The sequence below is a fragment of the Pseudarthrobacter sp. H2 genome, assembly GCF_050157045.1.
Taxonomy (GTDB): domain Bacteria; phylum Actinomycetota; class Actinomycetes; order Actinomycetales; family Micrococcaceae; genus Arthrobacter.
The window spans coordinates 3,209,688-3,234,114 of record NZ_CP189594.1 but is presented as its reverse complement, the minus strand read 5'-3'; the positions used below and the strand labels follow the sequence as shown (position 1 = coordinate 3,234,114).

The window sequence follows — 24,427 nt, the reverse complement described above, 5'->3', positions numbered from 1 at the left end:
CAAGAAACGACTGAAAGCCCGATGAAGCTACTCAATCCGCTGAGCCACAACACCCCGCCTACGGAAAGCCAGGCGACAGTCGGTTGCGAGGACGGCTGCTTCTTCTGCACCGGACCGGAAACAGACTAAGCACCACCAATCGTTCCGCTGGATTCGGCGGAACTGCCCTGCACCCTCACTCAACGCATCCAAATCCAACCCAACCCGAGAAGACAAGAAGTGATGACAACGGAGTCCGCATCCACCATGACCGCAACCGACACGCAGCCGTTCGAAGGCGACACCATCCACCAAGGCCCCGTACAGCTCGTCCCATCGACTATCCCGGCGAACCTGAATGGCGGCAGTACCCTGAAATCCGCCGGGCACGTGATTGTTGACTCCCTCGTGGCCCACGGAGTCGAACGCACCTATGTTGTTCCCGGCGAGAGCTTCCTGGACGTGCTGGACGGGCTGCACGGCTCTGACATCGACACGGTGGTCTGCCGGCATGAGGGCGGCGCCGCCTACATGGCCGAGGCTGACGGGAAGATGAACCAGCGTCCGGGCGTGGCCATGGTCACCCGTGGACCCGGCGCGGCCAACGCACATGTTGGCCTGCACACCGCCTGGCAGGACTCCACCCCGATGCTGCTCTTCGTCGGGCTCATCCCTTTTGCCCACCGGGACCGCGAAGCGTTCCAGGAATTTGATATCAAGGCCTGGTTCGACACAGGAGCCAAACGCGTTATGGTGCTTGACCATGCCGAACGGGCGTCCGAGATCGTTGCGGAAGCGATGTTCGCGTCAATGAGCGGACGGCCGGGCCCGGTGGTGGTGGGTCTGCCGGAAGACATCATCCGCCAGCAGGTGGATCCAGCCCTGCACCCCACCATCCCCGTGGCCACCGGCGGAATGAGCACCCCGGATGCCGAAGCACTCGCCGCGGCCCTGGCAAATTCCTCGAAGCCCCTTTTTGTCACCGGCGGCAACGACTGGTCCCAGGAAGCGGCCCACCAACTCACAGAATGGCTCGAAAAGCACCACATCCCGGCCGCCGCGGAATGGCGCACGCAGGGAACAGTTCCCTTCGACTCGCCGAGCTACGTGGGCCCGATCGGTTACGGCCGCCCCCGCCCCACGTACGACCTGCTCGAGGAAACCGACCTCCTCGTTTTCGTCGGGACCGTCCCGGGGGACGTGATCACGGACGGCTTTGTCTGCAGGCAGGACTGGAACAAGAAGAACTTCCTGGTGACCATAGACCCCTCGTTGCGCGGCCGCTCAGGTCCGGTCTCGAGGCAGATAGTGGCGAAACCGGATGCCTTCGTCCGGGATCTCGTTGAAATCGACCTGCCTATGAAAGAGGAGTGGAAAGCGTGGACGGCCAGGATGCGCGCCGAGCAGACTTCCTTCGCCAGCCTGCCGCCGGTCACCCCCTGCGAAGGGCCTGCAAGGATGGACACCCTGATGGCGAACCTGGTCCCGCGGCTTCCCGAGGACGCCATGGTGACTTTCGGGGCGGGCGAGCACACCAACTGGGCACACCGGTACTTCCCCACCCGGCGCTACGCTTCGATGATCAGCGCGAGAAACGGCTCCATGGGCTACTCCATTCCCTCGGCCATCGCCGCCTCGCTGGCCAGTCCGCAGCGCCGCGTGGTCACCATCGCCGGCGACGGGGAATTCCTCATGAACGGCCAGGAGCTGGCCACCGCTGCCCAGTACGGAGCCACGCCGCTCATCATCGTGATGGACAACCAGGAATACGGCACCATCCGCACCCACCAGGAACGCCACTACCCGTCCCGGGTTTCGGGCACGCAACTGAAAAACCCTGACTTCGGCCTCATGGCCCAAGCCTTCGGCGGCTTCGGCGTCACGGTCACCCAGGACAAGGACGTGCCGGCCGCCCTCGACGCTGCGCTCCAGGCCATCGACCAGGGCGGGGTGTTTGCCCTCATCCACCTCATCGTCGAACAGCGCGTAAAGGCCTACTAACGAACGCCTTCCGGCTTCCGCAGGAAGCGGAAGCGGACGACGGCGGGAACCCCCGCCGTCGTCCGCTTCCGTTAAAGCTCCGATGGGTTAGCCCTGGCGGGAAGTCCGCTCCGTACGCCGTGGCCGGCAGCACAGGTCCGGGCGGTCGGCGCGGAGCCGGGAGCGCCCAGGCCGCAAAGATCCTCGACGGCGCACTCGCACGGGTCACCGACGCGAGCACCGTGGAGCGGGTCGAAGCCCTTGCCTACGGCGCAGAGCTGGCACTCGCGCTGCAGGATCCGGACAGGGCAGCCGGACTGCTGGCCGAATTGGACGGGATCCGCTGCCCCCAAGGGACCGGAGCACTTGGCCGCAACTCTTGCTGCCGTCTCGGACTTGCGGCGGGACGGGAGCCCCGGCGCAAGCAGGAGCCACGCTAACGAGGCACGGGCCCGCTCCGGCTCGCTTGCGCAGAAGATCGGCCGCGGCGGAAATCTAGGCAGCTGTCTTGGGAGGTTCGTGGAGGCCCAAGGCTGAGCCCTGGTCATCCTTGCAGAGCTTGAACCTGCCGTACTCCGCGGCACTCTCCTCGCCGCCAAGATCAGCGTCATCGACCGAGCCGCCAAGCTTTCGGACCCGGTCCAGCGCAGCATCCATGTCGTCCACTCGGAAGAATAGGTACGGCACAGCGCCGGGGTCCCCGCCGTGCATCCCGCCGGAGATCCCGGACGTGCCGATCATGAATCCTCCTCCTTCGGAGGGTCCGGGAGTAAAGTCCCAGCCGAAGAGCGCCCCGTAGAACGCCTTGCCCCGCTGGGGATCTTCCACGCCGATCTCAAAGAATGCCGGCTCGCCGACATCGTTCCTCCTGGTCTTGGGTGAGAACGCACCACCCTAGGACCGAATGCCCCGGCGCACAATGGTGCGGTGCCTACAGCGCCGACCAGCCGCCGTCGGACGCGGCGCGCGTGGACGCGGTGGACGCGATGCCCCGGGCGGAAGGGCTCAAGCGGCCTGCAAACTTTGCCGAAGCAGCGGGAGATTCTCACCCGTTGAGACATTCCAGGGCCCCAATCGCAGGCCCTGAGGTCAGATCTCAGACGCGACGAGTCTCGCCCCGCGTACTTAAGAAAACCTTGGACGACGTCGCCACTCGGGAAGTCGTGCAGGCCGGTCGCCGCCGAGACGGGCGACTAGCGGCGGTCGGGACCGTCTTCGTGGCGGCGAATGGCGAATCGCGAGCGTGGACACGCCCTAGTCACACTTGTCCCCGCAGCGCGCGAGCAGCCCGCGCTCCAGGACCGTCTTCCGGGACAGGGTCTTGTAGCCTTCCTGCTCGAACAGCACCGTCAGGATGTCGTCGTCGTGCCGCCTCACCAGGCCCGGGCCCCATTCGCTGTGCTCCACCCGGGAGTTCAGCGGGAACGGCTCCGCGTCCGTCACGGCTCCGCCGCCGTGGTGCTCCTCCTCGCGAGGGGCGTCCACAGAACCGTCGGTGCAGTTGTCGCAATTGCCGCAGGGCCCCGGCAGATCCTCGCCGAAGTAGCCCAGCAGGAACTGGCGCCGGCAGCCGTCCGTTTCGGCGTAGCCGCGGATCATCTCGATGCGCGATTTGTCCATGCGTTCCCGCGCTTCGGCCAACTCGACTGCGCGGCCCACCACCTGGTCAAGGTCCGCCTTGCGGCTGAGCCGGACACCCCGCTTGCCCACCTTTACGGCGCCGGTTTCCTGCAACTGGTTCAGCAGCCCGGTGAGCGTGCGGGCGGGGATGCCGGTCTGCTCCGCCAGCGCCGGCCGGTGGACCGGGATCCCGGAGGCGGCGGCCTCGCGCAGCACCCTGAGGACGGCCAGCAGCCGTTCCTCGTCCGCGTTGTGACTGGCAAAGAAGCGGCGCAGGCCTAAGTCCTCGGCGCGGTAGTGCAGCACCGCGGCCGCGGGCGCACCGTCCCGCCCGGCACGGCCGAGCTGCTGGTAGTAGCTGTCCAGCGACTCGGGGATGTCCGCGTGGAGCACGAAGCGGACGTCGGGCTTGTCGATCCCCATGCCGAAGGCCGTGGTGGACACCACCACGTCCAGCTCGCCGTCGAGGAACTGCTGGTGGACGGCCTCGCGCTCGGCCGGGGTGCGGACGGCGTGATAGGCCTCGGCGCGGAGGCCGCTCCTGACCAGCTTCGCGGCGTACTTCTCGGTGTCCTTCCGCTTCGCGGCATAGACCAGCCCGCACCCGCAGCCGCCCTCGTCGGCGGGCCCGGCTTCACGGAGCCCGGCAATCAGCTCCGTGGCCTGCCGGAGTACATTGCGACGTTTGTCCTGGTCCTCCTGCTCGCGGAGCACGTCGAGGCGGATGTTGGGCCGGTCGAAGCCGCGGACGAGGGGCAGCGGGTCGCGCAGGCGGAGCCGGGCCAGGATTTCCTCGCGGACCGGGGGAGCGGCGGTGGCGGTCAGGGCGGCGGTCGTCGGGTTGCCCAGGTGCTCGCGGACCTCGCCGAGGCGCAAATAGTCGGGCCGGAAGTCATGGCCCCAGGAGGAGACGCAATGGGCCTCATCCACCACGAACAAGGCGATGTCCAGGGCTGCGATCCGTTCCACCGTGCTGGTCTTGGCCAGCTGCTCCGGGGCCACGTACAGGAAGGTGGCCTCGCCGCTCTCCACCGCCTGCCAGGCGCGCTCCTGCTCGGCGGCGCTGTGCGAGGAGTTGACCGCGACAGCGCCCCGGGGACCGAGCACCTCCCGCAGGCCGTCCAGCTGGTCCTCCTGCAGGGAGATCAGCGGGGACACGACGACGGTGGGGCGTTTCAGGCGGCGGTGCAGCTCCAGCGCGGCGACCTGGTAGATGGCCGACTTCCCGTAGCCGGTGGGCATCACGGCGAGGATGTCCCGGTCGGTGGTGAGGGCGCGAATCCCGCTCAGCTGGCCTCCACGGAGGCGGGGGAGGCCGAAGGCGACGTCGGCGAGCCGGCGGAGGCCGGCGTCGTCCGCGGCGCGGGCGGGAACCGCGGCGGGAACACCGGCGGGGGACATAGGCGGCAACTGGCGCTCAGCGTCAGAAGATAGGCCGAAGGGAGGTTCTGCGATGGTGTCGGTCATGTGGTGCTCCGCTGGGACGATCGGGGCGCCGGTGGCTTCGGCCGTCCGTCCAGCCTAACGCCGTCCGCCGCGGCGCCGCGGACTCGCCCCGGGACAAAGGACCCTCGGCACCGGGCCCGATTCTGGGTACGGTGTCCTCATGCAAAAGATATCGATCGAGGCGCTGGCCCGGCAGCAGCTCGCGGCCGCGCTGGCGGCAGGCAGCGGCCGGGCGGCGGACACGGTGTTCGGCGGGCACGAGAAGGTCCTCCGGCAGACGGTCATGGCGTTCAGGGCGGGAACCCAACTGAGCGAACACCTGAATCCCGGCGAGGCGACCGTTTTTGTGCTCCGGGGATGTGTCCGCTTGCGGGCCGGTGAGGACTCGTGGCAGGGAAAAGCCGGGGACCTCCTGATCGTTCCGGACGGCTTGCACAGCCTGGAAGCGGAAGAGGACTCGGCGATCCTGATGACGGTGGCGAAGATCCGGACCTGAGCGGCGATCGTGGCTACGCCCCCGCGAGAGCGGAAAACTGATCCTGTGGAAAGACTTGCCGGGAGCAAAGTCTGGGCTGAGTACAACGCCGCCCAGGCAACGCGATCCGTGCGCCCGCTCTGCCTCGACGCCATGGCCCTCGCCGGTCCAGGGAACGGCCGCCAGGCCATAGATCTGGGCTGCGGCGCGGGAAAAGAAACACTGGCCCTGCTGATTGAGGGCTGGCGAGTGCACGCCATTGACTCTCTCCCCGGCACACGCGAGCGGCTGCTGGCAATTGTGCCGCCGGCGAAGGACCGGTTCCTGTACGTCGACATGAGGCCGTTCGAGGACATCAGAGGCCTGCCGGAGGCGGACCTGATCTTCGCCGGCTACTCGCTGCCCTTCATCCACCCGAAGGACTTCGGACGCATCTGGCGGATGATGCTGGATTCGCTCCGGCCCGCCGGCGTCATCGCCGTGAACCTGTTCGGGGACCGGGATTCCTGGGCGGACGTTGCCGAATGGAACTTCCACACAGAGGCGGCGGCGCGGCAGCTCTTCGACGGGCTGAAGATCCTGAAGCTCGAGGTGTACGACGACGACGGTCAGTCCTTCAGGGGGCCGAAGCACTGGCACATTTTCGATGTGATCGCCCGGAAGTCGTGAAGGCGGAACCGGCCTTGTTGTGATCCCGCTCGTGCTTCGATGGCCCCTCTGCCTCGGGCATCTCCCGGCATCGACCCTTGGGTGGTTGTTGCTGGCGTGAACCTATCCGGGCAGACGTCACTGGAGGCAGTTTTTTCGGTCCCGGCCGCGCGGTCTTCCGCGGTTTTCCGGGAGATCCCGGCCGCCGCAGGGCTGAAAGTCTGCCCTGCGTGACGCGTCAACCGGCCCATGCCGCGGCATGTGGTTCGATTTAGGCTGGCGCCGTAGGACAGACTGTTGCCGTGAGCAACTCTTCCCGCAACAGCCTCGCCGTCGCCGGCCTCAGCCTGGGCACGTCTCTGAATCCGCTGAACTCGTCGATGATCGCGGTGGCCCTCGTGGTGCTGCGCGCGGATTTCGGGCTCGACGTCGCCACGGTCACCTGGGTGATCACGGCGTTCTACCTCACCTCAGCGGCGGGCCAGCCGCTGATGGGGCGGCTGGCGGACCGGTTCGGGCCGAGGCGGCTGTTCCTGTCCGGGATGCTGGTGGTGGCGGTGACGTGTGCGCTGGCGCCGTTCGCGCCAAACTTCGCACTGCTCTGCGTGGCACGGGTCTTCATGGCGCTCGGCACCGCGACGGCCTACCCGAGCGCCGTCGTCATGGTCGGGGCGCTGGTCCGCGAGGCCAAGGTGGAGTCGACGCGCCCGCTGGGGCGGATCCAGATGGCGAACACCTCGGCGGCGGCTGTCGGGCCGGTGGTGGGCGGGCTGCTGGTGAGCCTGGTGGGGTGGCAGGCCCTGTTCCTGGTCAACGTGCCGCTGTCCCTGGCCGCGATCTTCATCGTCCGGCGGTTCGCCCCGGCCGACGCCGAGCGGGAACGCGGCAGCGCCGCTGAGCTGCTGCGCAGCTCGGATATTCCCGGGATCCTGGCCTTTGTCGGAGCGCTGCTGCTGGTGATGATGGCCCTTCTGGATGTCCTGCCGGAACTCCGCTGGTGGCTGCTCGGGGGAGGGGTTGTGCTCGCCGCGCTGTTTGTGTGGCGCGAGCTGCGGTTCAGCCCGCCGTTCCTGGACCTGCGGCTTCTCGGCCGGAACCGGCCGCTGCTGCTGGTCTATCTGGGCTTCGCCGTCTTCAACGGCATCTACTACTTCGCCTTCTTTGGGCTGCCGCAACTGCTGCAGGAAGCGGGGGGCTACGATCCCGGCGTCGTGGGCCTGCTGATGCTGCCGCTGGCCGCCATGTCGGTGGTGGCGACGCCGTTCGCGGTCCGCGCGATCGACCGTTTCGGCGTGAAGCGGGTGCTGATCGCCGGCGTCGTGCTGCTGGTGGTGGCGGCCGGATCGATGTGGCTGCTGACGGCGTCGTTCGCCATCCCGCTGGTGCTCGCCGTCACGGCGCTGATGGGCGTGCCGTGGGCTGTAGTCAGCATCGCCTCCAGCCAGGGCATGTACGTCTCCACCCAGCCGCAGGAGCGGGGCGTCGCCGCCGGGATCTTCCAGACCTGCCGCTACCTCGGGGCGATCACCGCGACCGTGCTGATCGGCATCTTCTACGGCAGCGGCGTCAACCAGGACAACTGGGGGCTGATGGTATTCGTGATGCTGGGCCTGGGTGCGGTGGCGTTTGTGGTGACGCTGGGGTGGCGGGAGCAGCGGTAAGCACGACGGCGCAGGGAGCGGCTCCTGCCGGAGCCGCACCCTGCTGTTGTGATTGCCGTCAGTCCTTCTTGAAAGCGTCCTTGACTTTCTCTCCGGCCTGCTTCAGGTCCGACTTCACCTGATCGCCCTTGCCTTCGGCCTTCAGGCTTTCATCGCCGGTCGCGGCACCGGCGGCTTCTTTGCCCTTGCCGCCGATGTTTTCGGCGGTGTTCTTGATCTTGTCATCCAAACCCATGGTGATTCTCCCTGCGGTTGGTTGCTACCGGCGGGTTGCCAGCAGATCACCATTTAATCCTAGACACTGTCCGGGTCCGACCCAAGCCTTCGGCACCATGCAGTCATTGATGCGGCAGGACCGCCGGTGGAAAATCGTGGGTTTGCCGGACCCTGCCGACCCTGCCTTGAGATCCTTAGCGCTGTTCCTCACGCTGGAGGGCTTGGTCGTGCTCGGCGTGCGCCTTGTGGAGGAGGTCCATGAATTCGGTTTCGTGGCGGATGAGCCGTTTGTACTTTTCCGGGAGCTTCCTCAGCTGGGCCTCTTCGCCGGTCATCTTGTCGAAGATCCGTTCGCGTTCCGCGATGTCGGTCTCGTAGTTCAGGTCCAGGTAGTCGATGGCGTGCCGTTTGGCGCCGGACACGGCGTTCTTGGCCTTGCCCTTGGGGCTGAAGATGGAGGCCAGCACGGTGATGGCCAGGACGCCGAGGATCACGCCCAGTGAAAGGCCGGTGCTTATTTCCACTACCTTGACGTGTTCGCCGTCGTTGATGAACGGCAGGTTGTTCTCGTGCAGGGCGTGCAGGACGAGCTTCACGCCGATGAAGCCAAGGACGCCGGCGAGGCCGTAGGCGAGGTAGATGAGACGGTCCAGCAGCCCGTCGATGAGGAAGAACAGCTGCCGCAGGCCCATGAGCGAGAAGGCCGTCGCGGTGAAGACGATGAAGACGTTCTGGGTGAGGCCGAAGATGGCGGGAATCGAGTCGAGCGCGAACAGGATGTCGGTTCCGCCGATTGCCACCATCACCAGCAGCATGGGCGTGAGGACGCGTTTGCCGTTCTGGACGGTGAAGAGCTTGTCGCCGTCGTAGTGCGCGGAGGCCGGAAGGAAGCGCTTGGCGAGCCGGACCACCAGGCCGTCGGAGTCGTCGTCGTGCGAGTCGGGTTTGAGCAGGTTGCCGGCGGTGATCAGCAGGATCAGTCCGAAGATGTAGAACACCCAGGCGAAGCTGTTGATCAGGGCAGCGCCGAGGAAGATGAACGCCGTGCGGGCGATCAGCGAGAAGACGATGCCGAAGAGGAGCACTTTCTGCTGGTCGGCGCGCGGGACCCGGAAGCTGGCCATGATGATGAGGAAGACAAAGAGGTTGTCGACCGAGAGGGCCTTCTCCGTCACATAGCCGGCGAAGTATTCGGTGCCCATCGTGGGTCCGCCGAAGGCCAGGATACCGAGCCCGAAGAGCAGGGCGATCCCGACGTAGATGGCCGACCACGTGGCCGATTCCTTGAGCGTGGGCGTGTGGGCCTTCCGCACGTGGAAGAAGTAGTCGAAGACCAGCAGGCCCACGATCCCGATGACGGTCAGAATCCAAACATAGGAGGGAACTTCCATGCTCAATCCTTCGCTTGCGGCCAACACCGCTGCATGGGGGGGCGGGCATGTCACCCTCGTATTCAGCCTGCCTCGCGAACAAGCCTATCCGCAGCGGCGGAAGCGCGCGCCGTTGATGTGCCATGGCCGGAGTGGGAAACTTGGGCTGCGGTCTCATCCACTGTAAGGAGTCGGAAATGGCTGACGGGACTGGAATGATCAAGCGGTTCTACACAGAGGTGATTGGGGACGGAAATCTCGCCCTCATCGATGAACTGGTGAGTGACGACTTCGTCGATCATGATCCCCTGCCCGGGCAATCGCCCGCCAAGGACGGCGTTGCGTTCTTCGTCAACGCGATGCGGACGGCGTTCCCGGACCTCAAGGCCAAGACCACGGAACCGGCGTTGGTGGATGGAAATCTGGAGGCGCAATACGTGGTCCTGACCGGAACGCACGAAGGAGAACTGATGGGTGTCGCGCCCACCGGTCGCCGCGTCGAATTCAGCGGCGTTGACATCATCCGGGTCGATAACGGCAAAGTCGTTGAACATTGGGGAGCCACGGACACGATGACCCTCATGCAGCAGATCGGCGCCGTGCCCGAATAAGGCGCAGCAATAGTGCCCAGCAAGGGGCCCTGCCGGTCGGGAGTGCAAGCAGTCTGCCCGAGGGACTTGGCTTTGTCATGCAGCTGGCCCCCCGGGGGAGGGTCAGGACGAGTCATCGGCTGCCTCCCGCCGCAGCTTCTGGGCCAGTGAGAACGCGGCTCTGTCCCTCAGCACCAGCACGATGTCGACGCCGATGCGGGAGGCCAGTTCGGTGGAGGCATCCAGGATTGCGCGCAGTGCAGCGCCCAGGTGGTTCCCGGCCCCGCCCCCGGCGGTCCGGAAGAAGGGCAATGCCAAGAGCCGGTAGGGCCGGTGGGGCCGGTCGTCTGGATCTGGAAGAGCAGACACGGCACAGCCCACTTCAAGGCGTTCGGCGGCGGCGGACGGGCCCCATCCGCCGTCGTCGGGGACGGCCGTCATGATCGGCAGCGGTTCCGCCGGATCCCACGGGCGGACCGGCTCGGCCAGCGCGCTCCCGTTACGGAACTCTGCCGAGGCAGACGCCGCCGCCATGGTCCGCAGCTCCGGATGCGCCTGAAGCCGATGCTGCTCAATCCTGACCCTGGAGTCGGTCGGCAGCAGTCACGCGACGCACCGGAGGTTCAAGATGTCGGCCATGGCTACAAAATCATGCGGTTGCGTCATGAAATCTGTCTATCAGACGCCGCTGGTGGCGGAGACGCCGAAGCGGGGGCCCGGCATCGCGGACGGACAGATCAGGCGCCGAGTCCGAAGAGCAGGGCGATCCCGACGTAGATGGCTGACCAGGTGGCCGATTCCTTGAGGGTGGGCGTGTGGGCCTTCCGCACGTGGAAGAAGAAGTCGAAGACCAGGAGGCCCACAATTCCGGCGACGGTCAAAATCCAAACATAGGACGGAACGTCCATGCTGGTGTGCCTTTCCGTGCGACGACGGCCGTGGTGACGGGGCTGCTGCCGCACCCGCAAGACGGCAACCGGTACTGGGACCTAGCCTACCCATAGGGGTGCGTGGGCAGTGCGCCGGGTACGCGCCCCATACGCTGTCAGCGCGTGGGGCACGTACCGTACGACCTTCACAGCGGCCTAATGCCGTCCCGATTGGGCCTCCGCTGGGCGCGAGCGGAGGCCGGGCGCTTCCGTTCAGTCTCGTCGATCAAGGCGTCGCTGCAGCTGCGGACGACGTCGAGCGTCGTTTCCGTAAATCGGCTGCCCAAATGCCGGGAGTAGCGCCCTGGTGGAAGATCCGGACTGCGCTCAGTCGCGCAGGGGGAGTCCCTTGGCATCGTTCCGGAAGTAGGAGGCACCGGCGAAGATCATGATGCCTTCGACGAAGCCCCACAGAGCGACCAGCCCGAACGTGAAGATCCCCAAGAACACTGTGAGGAGAATCTGGACGATGCCGATCGTGGTGTACCCAAGGTAGAAGCGGTGAATGCCGAGTCCGCCCAGGAAAATGCCCAGGAGCCCGGCGACGAGCCTGGACTTCGGCTGCGGGTAGCCGTAGGCCGGGTTCAGCATCGGGGGCTGCTGCTGGTACTGCTGGGGAGCGGGCGGGGCGTACTGGTCGGGTGCCGCCGGTTGGTACGGCGAGGTAGCCGGGGCGGACTCGTAACCCTCCGGTACGGCTTTGGCGGGGTTTACGTTCCCCTCGGGGTGGGGCTGGGTCATGGTGGCGCCTTTCGATGACGTGAGATGTGATGCTGCCAGGGTGCCGGGCGGCTGCTCACTGTCAAAGTCGGCATCCCCCAAGAATCCAAGTGCGCAACCATTCTGACGGAACAAGCAGGTGTTGGCGCTGATTTTCAGTGTGAGTCATAACACTGATCCGGGATGCCTGCTAAGGCTTTCTCGTCACTCGAAGCGCCACGTCTCCTAGCCCTTGAGCTCGTAGGCCTTCGGGAGCTTCAGGCCGCGCTCTTCCATGACGGTCCGCAGCCGGGTCGGGTAGTCGGTGATGATGCCGTCAACGCCGAGGTCCATCAGCCGCTTCATGTCCGAAGCGGTGTTGACGGTCCACGGGAGTACGGGCAGGCCAAGCTCGTGGGCTTCGGTGATCATCTGGGGCGTGACGGAGCGGAAGGCGGGGGAGATGACGTCGTAGCCCTGGGCTGCCGCTGCCTTGGCGAGGGACCCGCCGTAGGTGTCGATGTCGATGCCGCCGAGGTTGGGGCTGGCGCCGGGCTTGCCCACCTCGAGCCAGGCGTCGCCGCTGGAGAGGGCGGCGAGCGGCAGTTCCGGGGCGATTTTCCTGGTCAGGTTCAGCGAGGACCAGTCGAACGACTGGACAGTGGTGCGCCCGGCCATGCCGGCCGTGTAGATCTCCACGATCACGGCCTTGGTCAGGGCCACCATGCCTTCGCCGCCGGACCGGCCGTCCTCCACCTTGGTCTCGATGTTGAAGCGGACCTTCCTGGCATCGGCGTCGTGCACCAGCTGGAAGACGTCCTTGAGCTCGGCGATCCGGTTGCCCTCGACCACGTCCTGCTCCGGGTAGCCCAACAGCGGTGTGAAGCCGCAGTCCAGCGTCTTGATCTGGGCGAGCGACAGCTCGGCGACCCGGTCACCGACGTAGGGGAAGCCGGTGTCGCCCGGCGTTGCCGGCGCGGTGTCGCGGCACTTGTCCGCCTGGATGGTGTCGTCATGCCAGACGATGACCTTGCCGTCCGAAGTCAGGTGGGTGTCCAGTTCCAGCGTCGTCACCCCGAGCTTCAGCGAGTTGGCGAACGCGGCCAGGGACTCCTCGGTCCGCTCGCCGCGGCCTCCGCGGTGGGACTGCAGGTCAAAGGAGCCGTTGCTCTCGTTGGTTTTGATATCGGACCTTGCGGTTCCGGCAGCGTTCGACGACGGCGCGGAGCCTGCTTCGGGGGTTGAAGCGGCGACGGCGGGGCTCGCCAAAGAGGCGATGACCGCGGCGGCGGCCGCGGCGGTCAGGATTTTGCGCATGGTGATGGTTCCTCCTGGGTGACGTGACGGTTGCCGGCGGTCCGCCGGTGACCCCACCACGGTAGGGAGGGCAGGTGGACTGCTGTGTGCGGTGAGCTGGACCCGGGGTGAACAAACGGAGCCTGCGTCAGGCAGGCCGGGTCAAGGACACCGGGTGCCGTCGGATTTACACCGGTGGTGGAGAAGGTCAGCTGATCCGGTACATCTTGCCCAGTGCCGGCATATGGATCAGGGTCTCGACGACGGGCCGGCCGGTGATCGACTGGATCGCCTCCGCGTAGCCGCGCATCTGGCCCACGTACTTGTCCTTGATATGGCCGATCGGATCCTTGCCCGGATAAGACTTGTGGTCCACCAGCACGTATCCGGCAGGCGTCTCCAGCAGGAGGTCGATCCACCCTTCCATGAGCTGGTTGTCGGCGTTCCGCCAGGCTACGGACTGCTCGGTAATGAGCGTCGCCCCGGGGTAGTGCCGGGCGAAGAACGCGAGCATGCGTTCGCCCGCTTCCACCACAATGTGAGGTTCGACGGCGGATGCCGCGCCCCAGCGGTCAAGGAGCCGCTGCGCGGCTGCGAGCCGGACGTCCTCGTCCATGTCCGCAAGGGGCAGCGCGAAATAGCCGTGGATGGCCGAGCCGACGTGGTCCCAGTGGGCGGCCCCGTGGGCGATCAGCTGCGGCCCCAGGGCTGCGGCCTCGGCGACGTCGGCCACAAAGCCGAAGCTCGCCATCGAGCTGGCTGTCACGCGCGCCGGCTTCCGGGAAACCGGGGACGTCACGGCCAGGGAATCCTCGAACTGGCCGCCTGCGCCTGCACCGTCTGCTGGCCGCCCGTCGGCCGGCTCGTAGCTGAAGGCCTCGACGGACAGCCTGCGTTCGCCGTCGCGGCCCTGGACGACCAGCGTGCCGGCCGTGCCGGCGCTGCCTTCACTGCCGGTGCCCGCGGTCCACTCCACAATCGGGCCACGCCCCAGGGTGTTGAGCGACGCCGGTGCCGGTTTGGCGGCGGCGAGGCACGTCACGCTGACCGAACGGGTCAGGCCCACGTAGAGCACCCGTGCCGAGTCGGCCTGCCGCCGCGCCAGGACACGCTGCGCGACAGCCGATTCGTCTGCCGCTGCGGAGAGCGGCTTGAATCCCTTGGCGCCGAACGGCCAGGGCCAGGCGCGGATCCACCGGCCCACGAGGGGGTTCCGGACATCGATCTCCGGCACTCCTTCGACGGCGACGCCCCACGGCTTCGCCGCGACGTCGGCATCGAGCCCGGCCAGCACCACAGCCGCCCATTCCAGCCCCTTGGCCTTGTGGTAGGTCAGGACATTGACGACGTCGTCGCCGAAGTTCTCGCTGCCCGCACTGTCGGCGTCGGCCAGGAACGTCAGCGAGCCGCTGAGGGTGACGGGCTTGCCCAGGGCGGCACAGGATTCGTAGTACCGCTCCAGCATCGAGCGCAGCGCGTCCAGGTTCTTGAGCCGGGTTCCGGGGCTGCTCCAGGACTTGATGAGCCGGGCAACACCGAGCCGGGACGTGACTTCTTCCATGATTTCCGTGGGGGTGCACAGGGTGGCCAGGCCGCGAAGCTCCACCAGCCCGGACACCAAGGGCTCGCTGGCCCAGCGCTGGAGTTCCTCCTTCGGCTCCGCGGCGTCGAACAACGCAGGGACCCAGCGGCCGAACTGCGGGTGGTCCGGATGCAGGTGGGCCAGTTCAGCCAGGGCCACCGTGTCGTCGTCGGAGGCGACGAAGGCCATCCCGGCGCGGACCAGCTGGATTTCCCGGGCGGCGAACAGGGAGGACGTGTTGGCCGTTGCCTTGACCCCGAGCGCTGTCAGTTCGGCAGCAATGTCCGCCACGCCGGCGTTGGACCGGGCGAGGACGGCGACGTCGGAACCCTTGAAGCCGCGGCGCTGGATGAGGTCCACGACGCCGGCGGCGATGGCCCGGCGCTGTTCCGGCACCGTCTTCGCCGCGAGGGTCCAGGCCTCCCGGGAACCGCCGAGGGCGTTCTTGGGATGCGAGGCATCGAGCCGGGCCTCCGGAACCGTCAGCCTGACTTCGGCGCCGGCGAGATCCGGGAACATGGCGAGGCTGATCTCGTTGGAGAGGTCGATGACGGCCTCCTTGGACCGCCACGAATCGTGCAGCTGACGTTTGTTCTCCACATGCGCGGCGACGGCCTTCATGAGTTCCGGGTCCGTGCCCCGGAACTCGTAGATAGCCTGCTTCGAATCGCCCACCCAGACAACTTTGTCCACCAGTTCGGCAAACTTCGTGAAGAGCTGGAGCTGCAGCGGGCTGGTGTCCTGGAATTCGTCCACCACCATGAACCTGATCCGCCCGGCGATGGACGCGCGGAACTCCTGGTTGTTTTCCAGCAGGTCCAGGACCAGGGTTTCCTGGTCTGCGAAGTCGATGAGCCCGTGCTGGCGCTTGAAGTCGGCGAAGCGGTCCAGGCACGACGCGGCACAGGCAAACACGAGCTCGGTGAATTCCCGCAGCTCGGTCTGGAAGGCCGGGTTGGCCGGCAGATCGGCCTCGACCGCTGAAATATAGCTTTCCAGCTGGCGTTTGGCGTCCGCGTTCGACACCCCTGCCGCGTCGATCCAGAATCGCCAGGGCGCATCCTCCGGCGACGCATGGGACAGGACGGGCTCGAGCAGGGCGATCGAGGCGGTCAGGTTCTTGGGCGGGATCTTGCCGCGGTCGGCAATGTCAGCGGCCAGCGTGCGGAGGCCCATGAGGCCCTGGAGGAGCTGGTTGGACCAGGAACCACGGTGGTCGAGGCCCGCCGGACCCAGGATCTGTTGCAGTCCCTGCCATGACAAGGAAGCGGACCGGGCCAGGCTCGCCGGGGCGATCCTGTTGCTGCGCGCGGCGTCCGTGATGTCGCGGACGATTTTCCGCCAGTCGGTGTCGCTGCCCCGGAGGTCCGCTTCGCCGTCGTGCCCCAGGCGCCGGGCAAGCGGCTGGATCCTCGGCGTGAACTCGGCGAAGACGTCGTCCGTGGCCAGCTGGAAGATCCGGAGCTGCTCGTCCTCGGCGATGACCTGCAGCGCCGGCGAGAGCCCGGCGTCGACGGCGTATTCCTGGAGCAGGCGGCTGCAGACGCTGTTGACCGTTCCCACCATGCTGACCGACATCTGCCGGGCGGCGTCGGGGCGTTCCTGGCCGAACAGCTCGGCCTGGACCCGGTCGATGAGTTCGGCGGCGGCCTTCTTGGTGAAGGTGGTGGCGAGGATCTGGCCGGGCCGGGTGCCGTTGTGGATTTCGCGGGCGATTTCGCCCATCAGGCTGTAGGTCTTGCCGGTGCCGGCGCTGGCCGTGATCATGGTGACGTTGCCCAGTGCGTGGTTCATGAAAGGTCCCCCTTGAGGCCGCAGAGGGCGGAGAAGTCGCAGAAGTTGCAGGGAGGCTTCTGGTAGAGCCTGCCGTCCGCCGTCGCGGCTTCCCTCTGCTCGTCGGAGGATCCCAGTTCCTGCCGTCCGGCGGCGAGGACCCGCCCGCCGACCACTTCCGCGATGGAGAATTCGGCGGCGCGGACGGAACGCTGCCAGGTGCCCCGGCTGGACGCGGGGCTGGCCAGGGCCGGGCCGAAGAGTTTGCTGGTGGAGGCAAACTCGCCTTGTTTGAGCAGGTAGTAGGACATCGCGGCGTCCTCGGCGACGGTGGACATCGGGTCCGGTCCGTCGTCCAGGGCCCAGTGGTACAGGGCGAGCTGCATCGCGTCGCCGTTGGTGATTTCTTCCCGGCGGTACTTTGACCGGTTGGTCCATTTGAGGTCGATCACCACCGGGTCAGCCCGGTGGTCTGCGGCGAGGACGTCGATGGAGCCGGAGACCTGGACCTCGATCCGGGCTCCGTTGACGTTGAAGGACGCCGGTTTGTTGAACTCGTGCTCGGTGGCGCGGATATGGACGCCCTGGGTCTGCAGCGTCTGGAACAGCGTGACGACGGAATTCTCGATGATCGGCCGGAGGCCGGCGAGTTTGCTGCCCTTGCCCGGCAGCAGCAGCTCCGAGGCGTAGTGCGGCACGAGCTGGTCCAGTTTGGCGTGGACCTCCGCCGGCTCCGGCACGGCCCGGTTCTCGGCATAAAGCTCGCCGAAGAGTTCCTCGACGACCTTGTGGACCAGGGTGCCGATCATGGTGTTTCCGGTGGGGACGGATTGCGCGTCCCCGACCTTCAGGCGGCCCTTCTTCTCCAGCACCCACTTCAGGGAGCAGCCGATCAGGGTGCTCAGCTGCGAGTAGGAGAGCCGCTCGGGCAGGAAGGCGGGGCGGGGGCCCAGCTCGTGGGCTGCCGGCAGGGGCCGGGCGGGGGCGGGCCGCACCGGTGTGACCGCAGCGGTCCGGCCGGCGAGGCGCCAGACGCCGTCGTGCACCAGATCGGCGGGAGTCACGGTGAAGGCCGTGATGGCGTGTTCCACCGCCTTCTTTTTCTCCTCCGGGGTTCCCGGCAGCGGCACGGGCAGGGCGCTGAAGGCGAGCGAGGACAGCACCGGGTGGGACTTCGTCGGTTCGCCGCTGATCTCGGCGGCGCGCACCAGCAACAGCTGCCGGCAGTGCCTCGCGGCGTTCACAGCTACGGAGAGTTCCAGCTCGGCCAGGGCGGCGGGATCGGGCAGCTCGACGCCGACGGCGGCCAGCGCCTGCCGTTCCGCGTCGTCCCAGTAGCGGGGCGGGGCCTGGCCGTCATCCTGGCATCCCCACCAGAGAAGCGTGTCGACGTCGTCGCAGAGCTCACCGGGGCTGCGCAGCGTGACCCACGGCGCGGCGTCGCCGCTGGCCAGGGGACCGGCACCGGCGGGAATGACGGATTCCAGGATCCGGGTAATGGTCTGGCGCGTGACCGGCTCCGGCCCGTCGATCAGGGCGGTGAATTCGTTGAGCTGGCTGAGCACGGATTCCACCTGGGGATGCAGCTGGACGCGGCGGCTGAGCTGGGTGCGCAGCCACTGCGCGCGTTCGACGACGGTGCTGCCGCTGACGGTCCCGTCGTCCGTGAGGAGTCCGGTGCTGAGCAGCAGGTTCAGCTCGGCTGCGACGCCGGGGCCGAGGGTTTCGTCGCTGCTGATGTTCGCAAGCGCGCGCAGCCATTCCTCGCCGCCGGTGCCGGGCTGGGCGGAGAGGGCGCGGAGCAGGTGCCGTGCGGCGCCGCGCCGGACGGGGCTGACCGGGAGGTTGAGGAATTCGCCCAGCAGCTGGACGTCCACCGGCCCCCAGATCACGTTGAAGAACAGCGGAATGATCTGGTCCAGGGCGCGCCAGCGGGAGCGGCTGCCGACGCCGATCCGTGGCAGGCCGCGGCGTTGCAGCTCCTGGTCCAGCAGGGCCGTGCCCGCGGAGGCGACGACGGCGGCGCGGTCCGTGCCGGGGTGTCCGGCGGAGGCGAGCCACCGGGCGGCGTGCTCCGCTGCTTCCCACTCGGTCTTGGCGACGAGGACGGTGACCTCGCCCACCGGGCCCTCCTGCGGGGCCGGCTCCATGACGCCCACGCCGCGGCGTTCGAGGGCACCGATGAGGCGCTGCCAGATGGCGGGGAAGGAGGCCCGGGGGTGCTGGAGCTCCAGCCGGCTGATTCCGAGCGGCCAGTGGGCGGTGGCATCGCGCCCGAGTTCTTGCACGAGTTCCAGGGGATAGTCGGCGAAGGCCCGGTCGAGGGGGAGCCGGCTCTGTTCGAGGGAAGCCAGGGCCTTCAGCTTGGCGGTTGACCCGTCCGGCGCGATGCCGGCCCAGCCGTTGACCACGAGCTCGTCGCGCAGGTTCAGCAGGTCCATGGCGGTGGACCAGGGGTCGACGGAGTAGGATCCGTGGAACCAGGCGTCCGGGGCGTCCTGCTCCGCGAGGCGGGCCATGAACTGCCGGATCCGGGTCGAGTGGCGGGCGTCGGGCCCGGTCAGGCCGAGCCGGGTCTGGAGCAGCTGGGTCAGCCCCAGCGGCCCCAGCCGGACCTGGCCCAGTGCGGAATCGCGGTAGGTCCACGGAGCGCGGTCCAGGTACAAGCCAAACAAAACGTTCACATCATCCCCCGGATGTGTTGGACCGACAGTTCCTCGATCATACGTGCTCCTCCGGCGCAGGCTCCGGCGCCGATTCCTCGCCGGTTGAGGGCTCCTCGCCGATTGAGCTGTCACCGTCAAGGAGATACTGTCGAAGGAGGTTGGACCGGGACGGGTCCTTGAGCTTCTTCATGGCCTTGACCTCGATCTGGCGGATGCATTCGCGGGTCATGCCGTACATTTTCCCGACCGCGTCCAGGCTCTTCTCGTCACCGCATGTCATGCCGAAGCGCATCGCAATGACCTTCGCCTCCCATTCCTCGAGCGTGTCGAGTACGGCATGTACCCGCTCCTTCATCTGTTTATGGAAGAGCGAATCCGCCGCGTCGGGATCAGTGGGATCCAACAGCTGTTCGGCCAGCGCTTCGGTTCCGCCTTTGCCATCGGGCACCTGGCTGTCCAGCGAAAAAATCGGCTTGTCCAACGTCAGCAGATATTCAACCTTTCCGATCGAATTCTCCGTCAGCCGGCAGAGATCTTCGGTGCTGCACACGGTCCCCGCCATGGCGGCCGTCCGTTGTGCTGACCGGACTTTCTGCACCTGCTCGACGACGTTGGCCGGCAGCCGGATAAGACGGGCTTGATCAGCCAGCGCCCGGGTGATGGCCTGCCGGATCCACAACGTGGCATGGGTGGAGAATCTGAAACCCTTGGTGAAGTCGAACTTGCAGACGGCCCGGTGCAGTCCCAGGTTGCCTTCCTGGATCAGGTCCAGAAAGTCGAGGCCCCGGTGGGTGTAGTGCTTGGCAATCGACACTACGAGCCGAAGATTGGCGTGGAGCAGCGCGTCGGCGGCACGCTTGCCCAGACGGACGATGGTCCGCAGTTCCCTCAAATCCCGCCCGGGCCGCGGTGTTCCGTCCGCCAGGAGCTGTTCCGCGAAAAGTCCTGCCTCGATCTCCTGGGCCAGTTCCACCTCCTGCTCGGCAGTGAGCAAGTCGTATTGGCGCAGCCGGCGCAGGTAGTCCGCGACGGCGTCGTCGGTGACCCCCTCGCTGTCTGCCAGTAATTCGGGCCGGTCGGCGTCATCCGGCTCGAATGATTCAGGGACCGGGGCGGCCGCGGCAGGCCCGGAGTCCGTCCTGTCGATTGCCTCGTGGATCAGGTCCGCCATGTCATCCCCCGGTTGGGCTCTTCAAGCTCGTGAAGGCAGACTACGTGGCGGGTGTGACAATATCCGGGCGGTTTTTCGACACCCCGAAGACTGATCCTGGGCTTGATTCTGCCCTTGTTCCCCGCCCCGGGGGATCCTTGCGCCAAGAACGAGTACAGGAGTAATGTTTTCGTTATACGATATTTGCGTGGATGTACATAATTCGGCACTCAAGCACGGGGTGAGGGCCGAAGACGCGGTTCTGGCGGCCACCAAATACATCGTGGCTGTTGACTTGGACGAGGAAAATCCGGGACGGCAACTTCGATTAGGGTTCAGCGCTGCAGGCCAGCTGCTGGAGACGGTGGTCCTGACCTTCGACAGCGGCAGGGAGTTGGTCATCCACGCAATGAAAGCACGTGCCAAATACTTGGACTTACTGCCTTGAGAGGAGAAACGGCTATGAAGGAAAACGAAACCATGAACGGCCAACCGGTCACTGAAAGCCAGATAGCCCAGTGGGCTGAAGAAGCCGTGGCTGGCTATGACGTGGCAGCCCTCAAGAAACGCGGCCGTCCCCGGATCGGAGCGGAGATTGCCCAGGTGGCCGCAATCCGGTTGGACCCGGACCTTAACGCCGCCCTCTCCAGACGGGCGGAGCAAGATCATTCAACGCGCAGTGAAGTAGTCCGCCAAGCACTCCAGGCATGGCTCAAGTCCGCATAGGTCCCGGCCGTTTAGTGCGTCAGCCGTCGAACAACCCCCGCACGTCCTCCGCCGACAGCGCCGAGGAGAACATCGCGTCGTCGTCCAGGACGGCGGTAAACAGCTTGGCCTTCTTTTCCTTGAGCGCCATGACTTTCTCCTCGATGGTGTCCCTGGCCACCAGCCGGTAGACCATGACATTCCGGTTTTGGCCGATCCTGTGGGCGCGGTCAACGGCCTGAGCCTCTGACGCGGGATTCCACCAGGGGTCCAACAGGAACACGTAGTCCGCCTCGGTCAGGTTCAGTCCGAATCCACCGGCTTTGAGGCTGATGAGGAACACCGGCGCGCTTCCGGACTTGAACTGCTCGATCACCTCGCCGCGCCGGCGGGTCTTGCCGTCCAGATAGGCGTACGGGATGCCTTCCGCATCAAGGCGTGCCGCGGCCTTGCCCAGGAAGCCGGTGAACTGGCTGAAGATCAGGGCGCGGTGTCCCTCGGCCGCGATGTCGCGGAGCTGCTCCAGCAGGGCATCGAGCTTGCTGGACGGGACGGACGCGTATTTCTCGTCCACCAGGGACGCGTCCAGGCTGAGCCTGCGCAAGGTGGTGAGGGACTTGAAGATCGCGAAGCGGTTCTTGTCCATGTCTTCCAGCATCCCCAGGACCTTCTGCCGTTCGCGCTGCAGATGCCGCTGGTAAATGGTGCGGTGCCGCGGCGCCAGATCCAGCTCCAGCACCTGTTCCTGTTTGGCGGGCAGGTCCCTGGCGACCAGGTCCTTGGTGCGCCGCATCATCAGGGTCCGGATCCGCCGTCGTAATTGCGCCAGTTTCTGGGCGTCCCCCTCTTTCTCCACCGGCTTCTGGTAGTAGTCGGCGAAATTCTTCGACGACGGGAACAGCCCGGGAGCGGTGATCGCGAACAAGGACCACAACTCCATCAGGTTGTTCTCCATGGGCGTGCCCGTGATGGCGAGCTTGAACGGGGCCGGGAAGCGGCGGGCATTCTGGCTGGCCTTGGTGGCCGGATTCTTCACAAACTGTGCCTCGTCCAGCACCAGCCCGGCCCACTGCTGCCCGGCGTAGGCCTCATAGTCGAGCCGGAAGAGCGTATAGGAAACAACCACGACGTCGGACCCGGCGGTGAGTGCCGCCGGCTCCGTCCCGCTGCGCTGCAGCGTGTCCGTGACGGCGGTGGCGCGCAGCCCGGGGGCGAACCGTCCGATTTCCGCGGCCCAGTTGGGCACCACGGAGGTCGGGGCGACCACCAGGAAGGGGCGCCGCGCGGTTTCGTCCCGGTCCGGAGCGCCGGTGCCGTTCTTGGCGTGGCAGATCAGGGCGATGGCCTGCAGGGTCTTGCCCAGGCCCATATCGTCCGCGAGCACGCCGCCCAGGCCCTGCTGCCACAGGAAGGCCAGCCAGTTGAAGCCGTCCTGCTGGTAGGGGCGCAGCGAAGCGTTGAGCCCCGCCGGCAGCGGCACGTCCAGAAGCTCCGTGAACCGCAGCAGCCCACCGACGCTCCGCCGCCAGGAATCGGCCTGTTTGGCCGTTGCGGCCAGTTCCTCGAGCTCGTCCCAGAGCCCGGCCTGGTACCGGCTGATCCGCAGGGGCCCCTCGTGGTCCTGCAGGGCCCTGGCTTCCTCGATCAGCCGGCGGAGCTGGAGGAACTCGGGCTGGTCGAGCCGGAAGTAGTTGCCGTTGGAGAGCATCAGGTGTTCTTCGCCTGCGGCCAGGGCGCGGAAGAGCTGGTCGAAGGGGACGTCTTCCCCGCCCAGGGTGACGGTGACGCGCAAGTCAAACCAGTCGCCGTCGTCCGTTCCCTGGGTGCTGACGCCGATGAGCGGTGTGTCGGTCAGCTCGCTGTAGTCCGGCGCCGGGCCCGTGGTGACCACCCGCACGTGCTCGAGCCGTTCCAGCACGGGGAGTGCCTCGGCGGTGAACCGGGCGGCGGCGAGGTTTCGGAGCACCGCCGGGACGGTGCTGCCAGGGTGGCCGGAGGGCTGGGCCGGGAACTGCTCCTGCCAGGCAGCCGCGTAGGGGGCCAGCAGTTCGGCCACCCGGGCCAGGAGCTGCGCTTCGAACGTGTGGTCGCGGTAGCCGGTGCCGGCATCGGGCAGCGGCTGGCGGGTGACGGTGCCGGCGGACGCGTACTCCCAGTGCCATTGAAGTTGCAGCGCGCCGGGATCCTGCGGCGCTGCTGCCGCGCGGCGGCGGGTCCGGCCGGACGGCGCCGCGTCTGCCGCGTCCTCACCCGGGATGTGGGCGGCTGTCAGCACCAGCTCCGGCGGCAGGATCTGCGGCAGCTCCACGGAGGTGTCGCTGCAGATGACATCTGCTGCCTGGGCCAGTTGCGGGAAGATGGCACCCAGGAAGGAATCGCGGGCCGCCGCCGGAACCAGCAGCTCCGTGCGGTGGTGGATCAGCGGACGGATGGCGTCAGGAACAGGCGCTTTGCTCGGGGCCAGATGGAAACCATGGGGAGCCGTGGAGGTGCCCGGGCCTGGGGCGGCGTCCCACCAGAACAGTCCGTGGCCGGGCTGGCCGATCACGCCCATCGCGGTGCGGTCCGCGGAACCGCCGCCGATGCCGACGTACGGTGCCAGCCCCAGCCCGCCGTCGTGATCGCGGATGTCCAGTGAAATGTTGACCGGCTCATGGATCACGACGGCGTCGCCGGACTTTGCGGCCACCAGCGCCACGCCGATTTCGCGTGCCTGGGCGAGGAGCTGCCAGAGCAGCGGGCTGTCGAAGCGCTCCAGGGGCAGGTGCGTGTACGGCCACTGCGAGCCCTCGGCAGCGTAGAGCGTGGCAAAGGTGCGCATCCAGCGGATCTGTTCCGCACTGAATTCATCGAGCTGGTATCCGTAGTGCGAACGCCCGAAGGTATCCCAGCGCAGCTGGCCCACCAGCCACTTGCCCTTGGCATTCTGTTTCACCGGCCTGGCGGTCAGGCTGAGCGGCGGGGCGGATTGGCTTTGCCACGGGTCAACGCGGCCCCGCTGGTACCAGGCGGGCTGGCTGGAACTGGATTCCTGCAGTTCCAGCTGCACACCGAGCCTCAGCGTTGGCGTGCCGGCGCTGCGGATGGCCTGTCCGCCGGAGAAACCCGGGTACCGTGGAGCCGCTTCCGGGTGAAGCAGGGAATGGATCTGCTCCTGCCAGGGCGCGGGAGGTGCCTGCTTCTGAACAGCTTTCTGAACGGGTTTCTGAACAGCGGGCGCGGGCTGCTTCGGAGCTTGAGCGCTCGCCGGGGCCGGCGGAATGCTCAGCAGCGTCGGCTGCTCCAGGACAAACCCGTTGCTGATTTCCAGGAGCAAAGCGGCGACATGCTTGCAGTTGAAGACCATAGGGCAGGAGCACTCGCCCCGCTCAACACGCAGACCCTTGACGCCGTCCTTGAACCAGACTTTAGTCCGGTAGGGGGCGCTGCGGTTGCCCTGGACCTTGCCTCTTAACTCCAAGTTCTTGGGATTCCACTCGATGCTGGAAACGGCGCCCTTGCGCGCGTAGGTGCGGCCGCGGGTCAGGGAGGTGCTGCCCACCAGGCGGGTGATCACAGGGTCGGCGAGCTGGGGCGGGCGAGTGAAAGTCACGGCTTAACGGTATCTGTTGGCAGGCGGGCCTGTCGCGAGCACCCGGTCAT

The 24,427-nt window shown here is 66.9% G+C and carries 19 protein-coding genes and 1 pseudogene; 8 read left to right on the top strand and 12 right to left on the bottom strand.

What is annotated here, in order from left to right; genetic code table 11:
- Positions 1–222: 222 nt before the first annotated feature.
- Complete coding sequence (locus ACQCSZ_RS15110; RefSeq protein ID WP_427004551.1) at positions 223–1,980, top strand: thiamine pyrophosphate-dependent enzyme; 1,758 nt, start codon at positions 223–225, stop codon at positions 1,978–1,980.
- A gap of 119 nt (positions 1,981–2,099) precedes the next feature.
- Positions 2,100–2,399, top strand: coding sequence for a hypothetical protein (locus ACQCSZ_RS15105; RefSeq protein WP_427004550.1), 300 nt, complete (start codon positions 2,100–2,102; stop codon positions 2,397–2,399).
- Between the two features lie 55 nt (positions 2,400–2,454).
- On the opposite strand, the gene ACQCSZ_RS15100 is transcribed toward ACQCSZ_RS15105, so the two are convergent.
- Complete coding sequence (locus ACQCSZ_RS15100; RefSeq protein WP_427004549.1) at positions 2,455–2,787, bottom strand: VOC family protein; 333 nt, start codon at positions 2,785–2,787, stop codon at positions 2,455–2,457.
- Between the two features lie 426 nt (positions 2,788–3,213).
- A complete protein-coding gene (locus tag ACQCSZ_RS15095) occupies positions 3,214–4,980 on the bottom strand; it encodes a RecQ family ATP-dependent DNA helicase (RefSeq protein ID WP_427008359.1) in 1,767 nt (588 codons plus the stop codon).
- Between the two features lie 205 nt (positions 4,981–5,185).
- Between ACQCSZ_RS15095 and ACQCSZ_RS15090 the strand changes: the two genes are divergently transcribed.
- The 3 genes from ACQCSZ_RS15090 (at position 5,186) to ACQCSZ_RS15080 (ending at position 7,809) form a co-directional block, all read left to right on the top strand.
- Entirely contained in the window at positions 5,186–5,521 is a 336-nt protein-coding gene (locus tag ACQCSZ_RS15090) for a cupin domain-containing protein (RefSeq protein WP_427004548.1), read from the top strand.
- Positions 5,522–5,566: 45 nt separating this feature from the next.
- Positions 5,567–6,169: a class I SAM-dependent methyltransferase gene (locus tag ACQCSZ_RS15085; RefSeq protein WP_427004547.1), complete on the top strand. Its 603-nt coding sequence runs from the start codon at positions 5,567–5,569 to the stop codon at positions 6,167–6,169.
- 281 nt (positions 6,170–6,450) lie between these two features.
- Entirely contained in the window at positions 6,451–7,809 is a 1,359-nt protein-coding gene (locus ACQCSZ_RS15080) for an MFS transporter (RefSeq protein ID WP_427004546.1), read from the top strand.
- A gap of 58 nt (positions 7,810–7,867) precedes the next feature.
- On the opposite strand, the gene ACQCSZ_RS15075 is transcribed toward ACQCSZ_RS15080, so the two are convergent.
- Both ACQCSZ_RS15075 and ACQCSZ_RS15070 read right to left on the bottom strand, forming a co-directional pair.
- Positions 7,868–8,044: a CsbD family protein gene (locus ACQCSZ_RS15075; RefSeq protein WP_427004545.1), complete on the bottom strand. Its 177-nt coding sequence runs from the start codon at positions 8,042–8,044 to the stop codon at positions 7,868–7,870.
- Positions 8,045–8,219: 175 nt separating this feature from the next.
- Positions 8,220–9,416 carry a TerC family protein gene (locus tag ACQCSZ_RS15070; RefSeq protein ID WP_427004544.1) on the bottom strand — a complete coding sequence of 399 codons (1,197 nt, stop codon included), beginning with the start codon at positions 9,414–9,416 and terminating at the stop codon, positions 8,220–8,222.
- A 176-nt stretch (positions 9,417–9,592) separates the two neighbouring features.
- On the opposite strand from ACQCSZ_RS15070, the gene ACQCSZ_RS15065 reads away from it, so the two are divergent.
- Positions 9,593–10,006 (top strand): ester cyclase, encoded by a 414-nt coding sequence (locus ACQCSZ_RS15065; RefSeq protein ID WP_427004543.1) that lies wholly within the window; start codon positions 9,593–9,595, stop codon positions 10,004–10,006.
- Between the two features lie 102 nt (positions 10,007–10,108).
- Here the strand turns inward: ACQCSZ_RS15065 and ACQCSZ_RS15060 are convergent, their stop codons facing one another.
- The 7 genes and pseudogenes from ACQCSZ_RS15060 to ACQCSZ_RS15030 all read right to left on the bottom strand — a co-directional run bounded on the left by ACQCSZ_RS15060 (position 10,109) and on the right by ACQCSZ_RS15030 (position 20,101).
- Positions 10,109–10,519: a hypothetical protein gene (locus ACQCSZ_RS15060; protein WP_427004542.1), complete on the bottom strand. Its 411-nt coding sequence runs from the start codon at positions 10,517–10,519 to the stop codon at positions 10,109–10,111.
- 209 nt (positions 10,520–10,728) lie between these two features.
- Positions 10,729–10,893, bottom strand: a pseudogene (locus tag ACQCSZ_RS15055) (TerC family protein); the annotation flags it as partial.
- A 348-nt stretch (positions 10,894–11,241) separates the two neighbouring features.
- Positions 11,242–11,655, bottom strand: a complete 414-nt coding sequence (locus ACQCSZ_RS15050) for a TM2 domain-containing protein (RefSeq protein ID WP_427004541.1) — start codon at positions 11,653–11,655, stop codon at positions 11,242–11,244.
- 204 nt (positions 11,656–11,859) lie between these two features.
- Complete coding sequence (locus ACQCSZ_RS15045) at positions 11,860–12,930, bottom strand: glycerophosphodiester phosphodiesterase family protein (protein ID WP_427004540.1); 1,071 nt, start codon at positions 12,928–12,930, stop codon at positions 11,860–11,862.
- A 187-nt stretch (positions 12,931–13,117) separates the two neighbouring features.
- Positions 13,118–16,285 (bottom strand): UvrD-helicase domain-containing protein, encoded by a 3,168-nt coding sequence (locus tag ACQCSZ_RS15040; protein ID WP_427004539.1) that lies wholly within the window; start codon positions 16,283–16,285, stop codon positions 13,118–13,120.
- A complete protein-coding gene (locus tag ACQCSZ_RS15035) occupies positions 16,282–18,948 on the bottom strand; it encodes a PD-(D/E)XK nuclease family protein (protein ID WP_427004538.1) in 2,667 nt (888 codons plus the stop codon). Before ACQCSZ_RS15035 ends, ACQCSZ_RS15040 begins: the two co-directional genes overlap by 4 nt.
- Positions 18,949–18,985: 37 nt before the next feature.
- Positions 18,986–20,101, bottom strand: a complete 1,116-nt coding sequence (locus ACQCSZ_RS15030; RefSeq protein ID WP_427004537.1) for a sigma-70 family RNA polymerase sigma factor — start codon at positions 20,099–20,101, stop codon at positions 18,986–18,988.
- Between the two features lie 163 nt (positions 20,102–20,264).
- Between ACQCSZ_RS15030 and ACQCSZ_RS15025 the strand changes: the two genes are divergently transcribed.
- Positions 20,265–20,528 carry a toxin gene (locus ACQCSZ_RS15025; protein ID WP_427004536.1) on the top strand — a complete coding sequence of 88 codons (264 nt, stop codon included), beginning with the start codon at positions 20,265–20,267 and terminating at the stop codon, positions 20,526–20,528.
- Positions 20,529–20,542: 14 nt separating this feature from the next.
- On the top strand, positions 20,543–20,806 hold the full coding sequence (locus ACQCSZ_RS15020; protein ID WP_427004535.1) for a ribbon-helix-helix protein, CopG family: 264 nt from the start codon (positions 20,543–20,545) through the stop codon (positions 20,804–20,806).
- Positions 20,807–20,825: 19 nt separating this feature from the next.
- Here ACQCSZ_RS15020 and ACQCSZ_RS15015 read toward each other — a convergent pair whose 3' ends face one another.
- Positions 20,826–24,377, bottom strand: coding sequence for an SNF2-related protein (locus ACQCSZ_RS15015; protein ID WP_427004534.1), 3,552 nt, complete (start codon positions 24,375–24,377; stop codon positions 20,826–20,828).
- Positions 24,378–24,427: the final 50 nt, after the last annotated feature.